13 protein-coding genes are annotated in these 13,319 nt (G+C 44.0%); 5 read left to right on the forward strand and 8 right to left on the reverse strand.

The window, feature by feature from the left end:
• Positions 1–98: 98 nt before the first annotated feature.
• The 5 genes from ACXAC1_RS05335 to ACXAC1_RS05355 all read right to left on the reverse strand — a co-directional run bounded on the left by ACXAC1_RS05335 (position 99) and on the right by ACXAC1_RS05355 (position 4,803).
• Positions 99–1,394: a sensor histidine kinase gene (locus ACXAC1_RS05335; protein WP_475059588.1), complete on the reverse strand. Its 1,296-nt coding sequence runs from the start codon at positions 1,392–1,394 to the stop codon at positions 99–101.
• Positions 1,391–2,059: a response regulator transcription factor gene (locus tag ACXAC1_RS05340; protein WP_475059590.1), complete on the reverse strand. Its 669-nt coding sequence runs from the start codon at positions 2,057–2,059 to the stop codon at positions 1,391–1,393. The genes ACXAC1_RS05335 and ACXAC1_RS05340 overlap by 4 nt, the downstream gene beginning before the upstream one ends.
• Positions 2,060–2,197: 138 nt before the next feature.
• Positions 2,198–3,451, reverse strand: a complete 1,254-nt coding sequence (locus ACXAC1_RS05345) for a hypothetical protein (protein ID WP_475059593.1) — start codon at positions 3,449–3,451, stop codon at positions 2,198–2,200.
• Positions 3,429–3,890, reverse strand: coding sequence for a hypothetical protein (locus ACXAC1_RS05350; protein WP_475059595.1), 462 nt, complete (start codon positions 3,888–3,890; stop codon positions 3,429–3,431). Before ACXAC1_RS05350 ends, ACXAC1_RS05345 begins: the two co-directional genes overlap by 23 nt.
• Positions 3,883–4,803, reverse strand: coding sequence for a glycosyltransferase family 2 protein (locus ACXAC1_RS05355; protein ID WP_475059598.1), 921 nt, complete (start codon positions 4,801–4,803; stop codon positions 3,883–3,885). The genes ACXAC1_RS05350 and ACXAC1_RS05355 overlap by 8 nt, the downstream gene beginning before the upstream one ends.
• Before the next feature lie 293 nt (positions 4,804–5,096).
• On the opposite strand from ACXAC1_RS05355, the gene ACXAC1_RS05360 reads away from it, so the two are divergent.
• The 3 genes from ACXAC1_RS05360 (at position 5,097) to ACXAC1_RS05370 (ending at position 7,559) form a co-directional block, all read left to right on the forward strand.
• Positions 5,097–6,095 carry a branched-chain amino acid aminotransferase gene (locus ACXAC1_RS05360; RefSeq protein ID WP_475059600.1) on the forward strand — a complete coding sequence of 333 codons (999 nt, stop codon included), beginning with the start codon at positions 5,097–5,099 and terminating at the stop codon, positions 6,093–6,095.
• A gap of 146 nt (positions 6,096–6,241) precedes the next feature.
• The gene (gene yghU, locus ACXAC1_RS05365; protein WP_475063779.1) at positions 6,242–7,075 is read left to right on the forward strand and encodes a glutathione-dependent disulfide-bond oxidoreductase; all 834 of its coding nucleotides are present in this window, start codon (positions 6,242–6,244) and stop codon (positions 7,073–7,075) included.
• Between the two features lie 130 nt (positions 7,076–7,205).
• Positions 7,206–7,559, forward strand: a complete 354-nt coding sequence (locus ACXAC1_RS05370) for a FlxA-like family protein (protein ID WP_475059603.1) — start codon at positions 7,206–7,208, stop codon at positions 7,557–7,559.
• 5 nt (positions 7,560–7,564) lie between these two features.
• Here the strand turns inward: ACXAC1_RS05370 and ACXAC1_RS05375 are convergent, their stop codons facing one another.
• Positions 7,565–8,077, reverse strand: coding sequence for a M48 metallopeptidase family protein (locus tag ACXAC1_RS05375; RefSeq protein WP_475059606.1), 513 nt, complete (start codon positions 8,075–8,077; stop codon positions 7,565–7,567).
• Positions 8,078–8,289: 212 nt separating this feature from the next.
• On the opposite strand from ACXAC1_RS05375, the gene ACXAC1_RS05380 reads away from it, so the two are divergent.
• Positions 8,290–9,039 (forward strand): DUF481 domain-containing protein, encoded by a 750-nt coding sequence (locus ACXAC1_RS05380; RefSeq protein ID WP_475059608.1) that lies wholly within the window; start codon positions 8,290–8,292, stop codon positions 9,037–9,039.
• 51 nt (positions 9,040–9,090) lie between these two features.
• Here the strand turns inward: ACXAC1_RS05380 and ACXAC1_RS05385 are convergent, their stop codons facing one another.
• Entirely contained in the window at positions 9,091–11,076 is a 1,986-nt protein-coding gene (locus ACXAC1_RS05385; RefSeq protein WP_475059610.1) for a methyl-accepting chemotaxis protein, read from the reverse strand.
• 102 nt (positions 11,077–11,178) lie between these two features.
• Positions 11,179–11,997 carry a helix-turn-helix domain-containing protein gene (locus ACXAC1_RS05390; RefSeq protein WP_475059613.1) on the reverse strand — a complete coding sequence of 273 codons (819 nt, stop codon included), beginning with the start codon at positions 11,995–11,997 and terminating at the stop codon, positions 11,179–11,181.
• 126 nt (positions 11,998–12,123) lie between these two features.
• Here ACXAC1_RS05390 and ACXAC1_RS05395 point away from each other — a divergent pair, with 126 nt between their 5' ends.
• Positions 12,124–13,254: a Gfo/Idh/MocA family protein gene (locus tag ACXAC1_RS05395; protein ID WP_475059616.1), complete on the forward strand. Its 1,131-nt coding sequence runs from the start codon at positions 12,124–12,126 to the stop codon at positions 13,252–13,254.
• Positions 13,255–13,319: the final 65 nt, after the last annotated feature.

The following is a 13,319-nucleotide window of genomic DNA, read 5'->3' on the forward strand; positions in this document are numbered from 1 at the left end:
TATGTCCTAAGTGCATAATCCCTCCGAGTATTTGTCAAAGCATCGAAGGGATTATGGCTAAGGCCATATTAAGATCGTCTTAAGATTATGTACGGGGACTAAAGACTGACTGACGTCTGCATTGCTGACCAACGTACATTTATTAGGGCTTTTTGAGCATCAATTTGCGCATCAAATTGCCATGATAATTTGGTGGTGATTCGCTCAACAAGCTGCAACCCAAGCCCAAAACTGGTTATGGAAGGCTCAGGCTCAACTGGGTTCTCAATCATCACGCCATCTTGGCGAACGCTAATCAAGATGATCCCCTGAGCACTGTGTTGAAACGCGTTTCGGATCACATTCGCTAACACTATTTTGAGTAGCGGCGCTTCTATTTTAATAGCCTTTGTATCAGCGTTTACTTTGACCTGAATGGACTTGTCTTCTATCAGGTAACGCATATCCTCAATCAGTTCTGTGCACATCAATGCTGGATCGATCACTGCTTTAGGCAACGTATTACTGGACTGCCTACCTAGCCAAAGAAGCGCCTCTGTCAGTAGTATCATGTTATGACTGGCCCTCATCGCACGCTTGAGCGCTTTATAACTTGGATGCTCTTCTGGTGTGCGCAAACTGAGTGTATCGAGTGAGGCTTGTACAATAGCCAGAGGCGTACGCAACTCATGACTAGCATGTTTCAGAAATTGCTGCTCGCGCTCATTGTAGTCCTGAACTTGTTGCAGACTCTCCAATAAATGCTCCGCAATATCATTCAGTTCACGAATATTAAAGGTCACAGCTAAGCTTATGTCAGGGCGCTGCTTGATATCCTTAGACCACTCGATCAATAACTTCAGTGGCTTAAGCGAGTTGCCAAAAATCCAAGCAATCACCAGAAAAAATAACCCTATAAAAAGCCCAATTATGACGCTGGCATCCCATAAGGTTTGTACAAAGATTGAGTTTACCAAGGTGTCGATGACATTAGCATCTTCGATCTCAACGATGAACAGCCCCTCCGCTTGCCGGGTATTAGAGTACATAAGGTAGAGGTATTCACGTTTTCCAGATGGAAGGATTCGTTCACTATCTAGAATGTTGTCAGGCGTCGCCTCAGATTGAATAAATAGCGCTCGAATCTGCTCTGGAATGTCTTGCCAAGAACGGTAGGCCACCATACTTGAAGAGTGAGAGAAGATATCTTGACCTTCTAGAGCAACCCCTTGCTCAAGCTTGTTTGCCTCAAGACGCATATAGTTTTCCATAGCTTGATTAATTTGATAAAAACTAAACGCACTGACCAGTGACACCAAGCCGATAAAGATGACGACGGCCAGCAACACCAGCTGGCGTCGAGACTGAGCAGCCAGGCTTCTGATGGCTCGGTCAGGCTTATGTGGCTTGATCATTTGTTGCTTGATAGCGATAGCCCCATTCCAACATGTGTTTGAATAAGCGCGCCGTCGAACGGACGATCAATAATCTTGCGCAGCTGATGAAGATGTACATTTAAGGTGCCTTCATCGACGTCTTCGTCGGGCCAAATGGATGCCAACAAAGCCTGCTTAGCAACGACTTCAGGAGAATGCCGCGCGAGAGTCAAGAGTATTTTCCAACCAGTTGGAGGAATCTTCAAAACCTGATTTGCACGCAATGCTCGGCGCTCTTTGGGATAAATAACAAGGTCAGCGATTTCTATACAATCTCGTTCAGGTGAATAACGTCTATATAGAGCCTGCAAGCGGGCGAGCAGTATTAGCATTGGGCAAGGCTTAGTAACGAAGTCGTCCAGCCCTGCATCAAACCCAGTCAATTGATCTGCTGTCGTGTCGCACGCCGTGAGCATAAGTATAGGGCTTTGTACACCTTGGCTACGTAACGCTCTGCAGACTTCGATTCCCTGAGTCCTTGGCAACATATTGTCGAGAATAATACAGTCGAAACACTCGTTCAGGGCAAGCTCGATACCGGACTCTCCCGTGTAAGCAAAATCACATTGCAAATGATGAAGCTCCAAGTATTCCGATATCGCCAATGCAAGTTCGCAATCATCTTCAATAATAAGTACGCGCATTTCTATTTCCTAAATTCCCCCTTCAACAGCCCAACCAGCATGGTTTCGTCAGCCAATAGAAAGCATTAACCCCCAATGTGGTTTGCATCAATCAAGAACATCATGGGTTCTATAAAAAACGATACTTTTAGAGCCACTTCAGCCATGTTCAGGCTTACTGACACACGCATATGCTTCTAGTAAGGACCTCCATTGGTATAACACTGCCATAATAATCGACACTTCAAATAAAAGATGGACCCGATATGTGGAAGCGTAGACGGTTGGAGAAAAGCCCATCATCATGACACTGGCAACACCTAAAGAAAGTACAATTAAAGTTTGCTGACCATAACCGCTTAGCTGCCTTAATATCAAGGTTAAGCTAGCAACTAATACAAGTAAGAATACAAAGTACCAAATGTACATTTTTCCACCAACAATAGCATCAGCGTTGATTTTCCCAATATATTTTGCTTCTGCCAGTGCTCGGCTTGAAAATGGAAATTCTTGGGTATGCGCTAAAAAAAATGCCATAAAACAGGTTAGAATAACCAGTGAAAAACTCTCTGATAAGGAAAACTTATTAATAAAAATATAACGTCCGCAAAGAGCCCCTAAGAAGATAAAAACAGGCCAGTTATCAGAAAATATAAAACCTTGATAAAGCTTATCAAAGCCAAGTGCGAGCTGTTCTGCCAATCCAAAATCAAGATATTGAGGATACGCCCCCCAATAAGAAATCAAAAGACGATTTTCATTCCCGGGAGCTAAAAACAATACCGCCCCATTAATCATAACAAACAAAATCAAAGCAAGCTTAAATTTGTCTTTATAAAAATTTGGCACCATCAAACAAGCAAGTAAAAACAAAATAACAATTTGTTCTTGATAAGCAAAAATCATCACTAAAAGAAAGCTTAAAACAATAGAAACCTTATTTGGAGTGGCTTGCTTAAATATCGAAAAACAATAAAGGGCAAGAGATAAAGGCAGTAGATAATTATAAAAACCTGTCACCCAGTACAGAGATTCTGAAATAATCTCTACAGGGCTGATTGCCATAAGAAGCAATACTACTAATACACATGATGCCTCAACTTTATTAAATATAACCCTAGATATTGAGGTCGCCATTAAAAGCATTGCGAGAGGAATGAGTATTTTCCAAAATGCCGGATAATTAATAGTACCTAGCATTATAAAATCTATAGTGACTCGACCACTCCATTCGAAGTAGCGATTATAAAGCCAGTCTATGATATTAAAATTCGTTTGGTTAGCAATCGCCAGAAATGTTGCATCATCCCCCCAGTGCAATGTTTCAATTGAGTAAGAAACAATCAAAAGGTATAAAACGATAAACAGAGAGGAGAAATACCTAACCTTATTACTTACATGTGTATTCAACATTTGCTTTCTTTCCGTATGGGCCTCTCATCGTAAAAACAATCTCATTTGTAAAGTCATTTCCTTTCAAAACTCTTAAGGATGAGTTAAAACCAATTTTATCAAACTCTTCCTCTAGTTTTAAAAACTTTCGAGCATCAACCCGTTTTGTTCGAATAGTATTTAATTTATAAAAACCACCAGTTTTGCTTTTTACATAAACTTCATGTTTTACATAAGGCATATCTTCAAGATATCCCCACCCAGAAACAGAAATAGTATGCCCATCATGTTCAATTGAACATGTATCAATCCAGTAATTAAGTTCATCATTTTTATCAACTAGCTCTATTTCATCCAATTTTTCTTGATCATTCCAAACAAAGAATATGAATGCCACTAGCGCAACTGAGACCAACAATAAAAATAAAAAAATGACGTTGATAGCTTTATTACTAAACATCCTTTCGATCTTCCTTTATCAGATAACGAGGCCTACGCTTCGACTCCATGTACACTCTTCCAATGTACTCCCCTAAAACACCAATACCTATAAGTTGAATTCCTCCTAAAAAGAGAATCGAAACTAAAATTGAGGGATATCCTGGAACGCTATTCCCCCAAACCAACTTATCAATAATCATCCAGCTTCCATATAAAAATGCTAAACTAGCAATGGAAAAACCAAGATATGTCCAAATGCGAAGAGGAAACGTTGAAAAGCTAGTAATACCCTCTAAGGCTAAGTTCCACAGTTTCCAACCGTTAAACTTGCTTTCGCCAACGGAACGCTCAGGACGCGAGTATTCAACAATCTCAGTCTTGCCTCCAACCCATGACAACACGCCTTTCATGAATAAGTTATGCTCTCCTAAGCGTTTCACGTCGTCCACCGCTTTTCTGGACAGAAGACGAAAATCACCAACATTCTCTTCAATTTTGACTTTACTGATCATATTGTGAAAATGATAAAACCATGTTGCAGTCTGGCGCTTAAGCCAGCTGTCTGAGGATCGATCAGAGCGTTTAGCCAAAACAACATCAGCTCCAGCCTGCCATTTTTCAATGAGAAGAGGAATTACTTCAATCGGGTCTTGCAAATCCACATCAATAGGAATCACCGCGTCTCCAGACGCATGCTCTAAGCCCGCCATCAATGCGGCTTCTTTACCAAAGTTGCGTGTAAAGCTAATCACTTTGACACCTGAATCTTGCGCACTAAGGTTACGTGCTACAATTTCCGTATTGTCTTGGCTACCATCATCTACAAACAAAATTTCAATTTCATATTCTGCTAAATGCTCTTTTACCGCACGATGAAAAACAGGGATCGCTGCCTCTTCATTAAAAACAGGCACAACTAACGAAATTTTCAAGCTTTCTCCTTATCTAATTACCACACGTTTTGCTAACCACTTGTGCGGCTCATTCCGTTTATTGTTTGTTAGAAAGTTAGCGTACTTTGACACATTTTAGAGACCAAATCAGTGCCCTTTGTAGAATTTTTAAAGATAATTTGCTGCGGGGATGCTTAAACTAGGAATCTCCCTTTCTTACAAACCCATTCTGTTTTAGTATTTTGCAATTAAGTCTTGGACATCCATTCAAATCGCCTGGCCAAACTTAATCGCACACATTTTTTCGCAATTTCATTCAGTAGGAAATCATAATGGCGGCTTTTGGTAGCGTGTTTATGCCGAAAATGGCATTAGCAACATTCGAAAACAATCAATGGTCTGAATCCCAGATCACTGCTTCTGACAGCATCTCTCTACACCCCGGTGCACACGTTTTGCATTACTCAAGCACTTGTTTTGAAGGCTTGAAAGCATTCCGTCACGAAGACGGCAGCGTGCACGTCTTTCGAATGGACCAAAACGTCGAGCGTTTCGCACAGAGCAGCCGCTTGTTGTCACTTCCAGAAGTGAATAAAGAGCAACTGACGCAGATGATTTCTGACATCGTTGCAGAGTATGCAGCAGACGTACCAACGCCTCCAGGCTCTATGTATATACGTCCAACACACATTGGTACCGAGGCAGCCGTAGGTAAAGCCGCAGCGCCTTCTGATTCATCTTTGATGTATGTTCTATTATCTCCAGTAGGTGATTACTTCGCTGGCGGCGCGCGCGCGCTTCGTTTACTACTAGACGAAACTGGCCAACGTTGTGCACCGCATATGGGTATGATTAAGAGTGGTGGTAACTACGCAAGTGCCCTAGCCCCTACGCTTGAAGCCAAAGAGAAGTTCCAAGCAGACCAAGTATTGTTCTGTCCGAACGGCTATATCACTGAAACAGGCGCGGCTAACTTCCTCATCGTTGATGGCAACGAAATCATCACTAAAGCGTTGGATTCAAGCTTCCTACACGGTGTAACACGTTCAAGTATCCTACAGATTGCGAAAGATCTAGGTATGACGGTTTCCGAGCGTGAAGTATCAGTAGAGGAACTTCTAGAGCGTGCTAAGAAGCCAGGCGTTGAAGCCATGCTTTCTGGTACAGCAGCAGTTCTGACTTCTGTTGGCACTTTGATACACAACGGTGAAGACGTTCAAGTTGGCAATGGTGAAGTGGGTCCTATGGCACAAAAACTTCGTCAAGCGCTGAATGATATTCAATGGGGCAAAGCAACGGATACTCACGGTTGGTTGACTAAGATCGCTTAATGTCGATCATTCATTAACCGATAAAAAGCCAGCGACTGATTCAGTCGCTGGCTTTTTTGTTTGCACACAGTCTCCTTTTTCGAGCCTTGAGGTTATCGCTTGAGCACCATATAACCTATGTAGGCAAAATAATTAAGGAGTCTATGATGAGTTCTGAAAACGAATACACACCTGATAAAGTTTGGAAATGGGATGCAGAAAAGACCCAACAATGGTCAAAAACCAATCGCCCTTACGCTGGTGCAACCCATGAAAAAGAGCTGCCACAAGGTGAGCACCCGCTGCAATTGCACTCCCTTGCTACCCCAAATGGACAAAAGGTCACCATCCTTTTAGAAGAACTATTGGCCCTTGGTATTAATGAGGCTGAATACGATGCCTACATGATCAATATCGGTGAAGGCCAGCAATTTTCATCTGGCTTTGTTGAGATCAACCCGAACTCCAAAATTCCTGCCATGGTTGACACCAGCGTGAATCCACCGCTACGACTGTTTGAATCCGGCTCTATCCTGCAATACTTAGCAGAAAAGCACGATGTATTTATTCCTAAGGATATCAAAGCTAAAACCGAGTGCCGAAATTGGTTGATGTGGCAAATGGGCTCTGCGCCATTCTTAGGTGGCGGTTTCGGTCATTTCTATGTATACGCACCGTTTAAGCAGGAGTACCCCATCGAACGCTATACCATGGAGGCTAAACGCCAACTAGATGTGCTAAATAAGCACTTAGTGGAAAATAAATACATGGCAGGCGACGAATACTCAATTGCCGATATGGCCATTTGGCCTTGGTATGGCAAGTTAGTGTTGGGCGACCTTTACGGTGCGGCTGAATTCCTAGACGTTGGCGAATACCAATACGTGCAGCGCTGGGCAAAAATGATTGCCGAACGCCCTGCTGTTAAACGGGGCATACGAGTCAATAATTTGGGTGAGAACGGCATAAAGGAACGCCATAGCGCAGCAGACCTGGATTAGCTGTCACATATAATTGACTTTATCAACTAATGTAAAGTTACGTAAAGACTCTAAAACCTCCTGAAGAACTGTCGATAATCAGGTGAATCGCAGTCATTGTCGCTGCCGTCTTTTCTTCAGGAGGTTATTCATGAGTAGCATTTCAATGGATTTGAGTAGTATTGCCCAACAAAGCAGCCGCTCAACACAAACTTCATCCACCTCTTCTAGAATTGAAGCGCTCGAAGAAAAAGTCAAAACGCTTCAAGAAGAGCTCACTGATATCACTACCAGCACCGACAAGACCGAAGAAGACACCGAGCAAGCTGAGCTACTACAGCAACAGATCCAAATGCTGCAACAGCAAATTGCTCAGCTGCAAATGCAAGAAGCTAAAAAAGCTCAACAAGAGGAAGCCAAAGAGGCCTCCAAAGACAGTGACAAATCGACTACCGAGAAAGATCCAGAAGATCCATTAGGACAAACATTGGATACTTACGCGTAGTGCCTTTAAGGTAGCCACAGATCCCCAAAACGGTCTCTATGGCAAAGGTATACCCTCACTTCAAACTCAAGCTGATGATAATCTGGCGCCATATATTGGCAGAGTTTATAAAACGCTTTGTTGTGCTCTTTTTCACGAAGATGTGCCAGCTCATGAGCCACAATCATGCGCAAAAAAGGTTCCGGTACATGGCGAAACAATGCTGCGACTCGTATTTCATTTTTCGCTTTCAGCTTTTTACCCTGCACTCTGGATACAAAAGTATGCAGCCCTAAGGCATTATGAATCACGTGCAGTTTATCGTCGTAAAGCACCTTATTTATAGGCGCTGCGCTTCGCATGTACTCACGCTTCAGTTCTTGCACAAATTGATAAAGCGTTTTTTCACTACTCAAACTGTGTGGCGACGGGTACTTATTCAAGAGCCAAGCAGCGGTCTTTTCCGCGTCCAGCATACTTTGTACTTGCGCTTGCAAATCTGCGCTGTAATGACCTAAATATTGTTTAATTTCTGACAAAAAACTCTCTTCTTATCCATTGCTAAGCATTGGTTGATGGGGCCCTTAACGATGCCGCCCCGCAGTAGAGATTGCAAACTTCGCTTAAGCATTTTTCAAATAGTTAGGGGAATTAAGACCAAACTAAGTAACTTGATTTCCTCCTATCGGGCAAGCAAGTTGGCTTGTGATAATTTCAAATTATTCATAATGAAACGCCAACGAGGATGCCGATGAAACCCTTTATAATACCCTCTATACTGGCAGCGTCTTTTGCTGCCCCTTTTGCACTAGCCGACACCATCACACTAGACAGTAATAAAGATCAATGGTCTGGCTCCGCTGAGCTAGGCATGGTGTTAACATCTGGTAATACGGATACGCAAAACTTAAATGGTGCTTTGAACCTAACGCAAGAGTCTCTAAAGTGGCGCACCGACTATAGTTTGAAATCGCTATACAGTAGCTCTGATGACGATACGACCGCCGAACATTACAAAGGGGCCGTTCAGGCTAACTATAAGTTTGATACTGAGCAGTTTTGGTATGTACGCGGATCCTATGAGGAGGATCGATTTTCAGGATACCGTAGTAAAGGCTCAGGTTCTACTGGTTACGGGAATCGATTCTGGCAACACGAAGATGGATCATACCTCGAAGCATCCGTTGGAGTAGGTTATCGTGACTTTGCGATTGAAAAAAATTCAGAAGACGGAGAATCTGATCGAGGATCATTCGTACGATTAGCGGGTACTTATGAAAAACACTTCACTCCTACTTCACTGTTTAGACAAGAGCTCAATAGCGAAATTAGCACAAGTGGCGGCAACACAGTAAACGAGTCCATCTCATCGATCCAAGCAAACATTGTTGATAATCTTGCCATGAAGCTCTCTTATAAGGTTGAGTATACTTCCGACGTTCCTTCTGACACAGACACCACAGATACGGAGACAACTGCCTCAGTATTGTATTCGTTCTAATCGTCGAAAAGCCCACATTAAATGTGGGCTTTCGATAATTGTCTTCCTCGATTAACGCAGTTCGTTTAGCCTTCTGGCGATAGCATCGATCTCCTCACTCATACTGCTCAGACGGCTGGAGTCGTCCGCATTGCTGCTTGTTAACGCTTGAAGCCTCGATACAAACTCAGTCAAATCATTGGAAACCTTCTGCTGCTCATTAGCCGCGACAGATATCTGAGTCGCCTGATCCGTAATTTGAGAGAATGCGCTCACAACGTCTTGTAAGTGGCTAGCGGTTGCTTCGGCATTGTTCACCGCTTTATCTGTTTCCGCTTGGCCTGTCGACATAGAATCAACCGATTCTTTTGAAGCCTCTTGTAGACGATTGAGAACTTGTTCAATTTCTACTGCAGAGCTTTCACTTTTAGCCGCCAGATTTCGCACTTCATCCGCAACAACAGCGAAACCGCGTCCAGTTTCACCCGCACGCGCAGCTTCGATCGCCGCATTCAGCGCCAGTAAGTTGGTTTGTTCTGCGATGTCACGAATAACACTTAGCATGCCATGCGCCTTACGGCTATCCTCATCCAGTTTAAGAATATTCTGCTCAGCTTTATTCATCGTTTGAGCCAGTGAGCGCATAGTTTCAATCACGCCTTCCATTTCTCGGCCACTAGTACGAACATCCTGATGAATTCGTTCAACTGTTTCTTTGGTCTCATTTGAATACATAGCGACGTCTGCTGAGGTAGCACCGAACTCTTCCGTTGCAGCCGCTAGCATGTGGTTCTCGTCACTCAAGCTATTTGCTTTACTCAAAAACTCATTACTAAATAATTTCAGCTTACCAGCATCATCTACCAGTTTCGCAGACTCCTGATGAATGCTAGTTAAAAGTGATTTTAGCTTGGCACCGTAAGCGTTTACGGAAGTACGAAGTTCACCAATTTCATCTTGCTTTAGGATGGTAAGCTCTTGATCAACATTGCCTGACACCAAACCTTGTATTTGCTCCGTAGTTTGAGCAATGCGTGCCAGCAGACTTTGAAAGAATAGCCAAGCAACTATACTGACTATGACCAACAGAGCACCTAACGCCAGCATTAAAAATAGACTCATGCTATTTGCCACTTCCGTCATCACACCTTTCGGTACAACTAAGCCAATAGTCCAGCCTGTATTGGGTTCTTTTATCAAGTCAACGAAAGCCGATTGACCAAGAATATCATCATGTTTTAACTCAATGACCCCGGTTCCGGATTGCTTCGCCGCCAATAACGCTGGTGCTAACCAGCTTAATTGCTGTGCCAATTCGTCTGCGGTAACAATGCTATCATCTGCATTCACGATAGTAGCTGCCGCTTTAGGAAAACTAAGCATCTGGCCTTGGGCATCGAGGGCAAATACATAACCTTGGTTCTCCGCACCATATTGCTCCAAAATATCTGTAATGCCATCCAACATCATGTCCACTGTAGCAACACCAGAGAAGCGGCCCTTTTCTTTGATTGGGATGGTACAAGTGACCATTGGCACTTTCGAAACGGGGTCTGTGTAGGCTTCTGACCAAGCACATTGATCAATTGCAGCATTGCGCCCAGCGGTGTACCAACCTTCGTTGTGATAACCCGTACCGTTTGGATCATTGTAATCTTCAAGGAGTTCTAAACCGTTCCCAGAGCGCGCCCAAAAGAAACTGCGACGTTCAACTCCTGGTGTAAATGCGTTGGGCTCTGGCCAAATACCGCCCCCTGCGATGCTGCTGTCCCCGTGATTATCAATCAATGGTGGTAGCACCTGCTTGTACATCTCTACATCTTCTGGCAGCTGTGTCGCGGTTAATGCAATAGAGCTGGTCATCAGTTGCACTTGGTTGAGTGTCGCCTCTAACAGTTCCACTAGGCTTTGTTGGTTGACATCTATTTGTCCCTGACGCTCAGCAATCAAATCCGATTTCACTTTGCCTTCGACAACAGCGTAAACCACTACCATCGCGAGTACGAATATCGCAATCAAACCTAGACTAATCTTTTGACGTATCTTCAGTGCGGCCATTGAGGTCTCCTTTGCTTCAAAAAACGGCATACAGGTTTACGGTCTTACTAAGTTTTAGCACAAAGACTTTATAAAGGTATATCTAATATTGGCAACCCTCGCCTAACTATGACCTGACTCTTGTTGAGCCGCAAAACGAAACAGCTTAGGAGACAAGTCATAATGCTGCTTAAAGACACGCGAAAAATGAAATGCCGATGAAAAGCCGGATTGTTCCGCCACTTGGGCAATCGGAAGGCTGGTACGCCGCAATAATAATGCAGCGTGATGGGTCCGTAGCTGCCACAGATAGCGGCTTGGCGTCAGCCCTAAATGTTGTCGAAACAGGACAATTAAATGATTCACAGTGACATGGCTGTGCTCAGCCACATCCACAAGCCCCATACTCTTGCTCAGATTGGCCTTCATATAATCACATGCTGAACGAATAGCCCTTGAAGGAGGGGCTAGGTGCTGCTCATTAATACTCATGGATGCAGGCAAGGCCATGAAATAACGAAGCAACGATAACCCTAAAGCCTGCAATGTCGGCTGAACCGATAACTCCAGAGTTCGAGTGAGCGATAAACCAAGGGCCATAAAGCGCTCCATATCATTATTACATTGCACCACCGTAGGACCCTGTTTGAGCCATGCATTCAAGTGCTCTGGCCTAGTTTCGAAATCAAACTGACACCATGAATGCTGACTCTCTTCGGTATCGCTAAAGCGGTGATACTCTTGTTGCCCAGGCAATAAAAGACACATATCACCTGGTTTCAACGCAATTAGCTGACCTTCTATATCAAACGTCACAGCACCACTAATCAGGTGAAATAATTGAATGCCTCGCTGGATACGAGGTCCATGTGTGCCGCCTGCCGGATAGTGCACTTGGCCAAAGTACACCTCTTTGATTTCCTCAATCAGTATTTCAGACAAGTTTTCCTGCATTCCAGATATGTACCCATTTTCACAGCAACTTTACCTTATACACATAACAAGAAGCCCTAAACTGGCAACTTAATATACGAACAATACGACAATAAAAATAACGAGGTAACCTTCATGAACGCAATAAGAATTGGCTTAATTGGCACTGGCTACATGGGAAAAGCCCATGCTATAGCCTTTCAGACCGCTGCTGCCGTTTTCCCTCTTAGCCGTCAGATTATCTGTGAGATGGTCGCAGACATCACGCCTGAACAGGCTGAGTCTCAAGCGAAGCTGCTGGGATTTCATCGATCAACAGGAGACTGGCATGACATTATCAACGACCCTGATATCGATGTTGTAGATATTTGTGCTCCTAACCACCTACATAAAGAAATGGCACTGGCGGCGATTGCCGCAGGAAAACATGTTTATTCAGAAAAGCCATTGGCGCTCAACGCTCAAGATGCCATGGAGATGACTCTTGCCGCGGAACAAGCGGGCATTAAAACGCTAGTTGGTTTCAACTATACAAAAAACCCAACCATTCAATTGGCTAAAGAAATTATTGAGCGTGGCGAGATCGGAGAGGTGGTCCACTTTCGCGGTACCTTCAATGAAGACTACCTCGCTGATGCCAATACCCCGTTTTCATGGCGCTTAAAGCGTCAGTTTTCGGGTTCAGGGACGCTTGGTGACATGGGGTCTCATATTATTAATATGGCGCACTATTTGGTTGCTCCCATTACACAGGTTTGCGCCGATCTACAAACAGTACATAACACGCGACCGATTGCGGATAAACCTGGTGAAGTGGGCGCGGTAGAAAACGACGATCAGGTACACATGATGGTTCGCTTTGCCAATGGTGCAATCGGCACTTTAGAGTCCTCACGCATCGCGTGGGGGCGTAAAAATGGTTTATGGTTGGAAGTAACCGGCACCAAAGGCACCTTGGTTTACGACCAAGAGCGGCTCTCTGAGCTGCAACTGTATACCGCTACAGATGCCTCGAACAGACAGGGATTTCGTCGCATTCTAACAGGACCAGAACACCCAGATTACCGCAACTTTTGTGTTTCGGCAGGCCATGGGCTTGGCTATAACGATATGAAAGCCGTCGAGATAAGAGATTTAGTGGAAGGGATTGCTCAAGATGCGCCTCTTTGGCCAGATTTTCGTGCAGCCTGTGCCGTCAATGCTGTTTGCGATGCAGTAGAGCTTTCTCACAAAGAAAGTCGCTGGGCGTCAATCAACAACGACTAATCAACATAATGGCGTGCGAACGAGCACAGAGCACCCGTCGCACGCACTTATGCAGCGCTCCCCAA

Source organism: Marinomonas sp. AWM4_232, assembly GCF_056158325.1.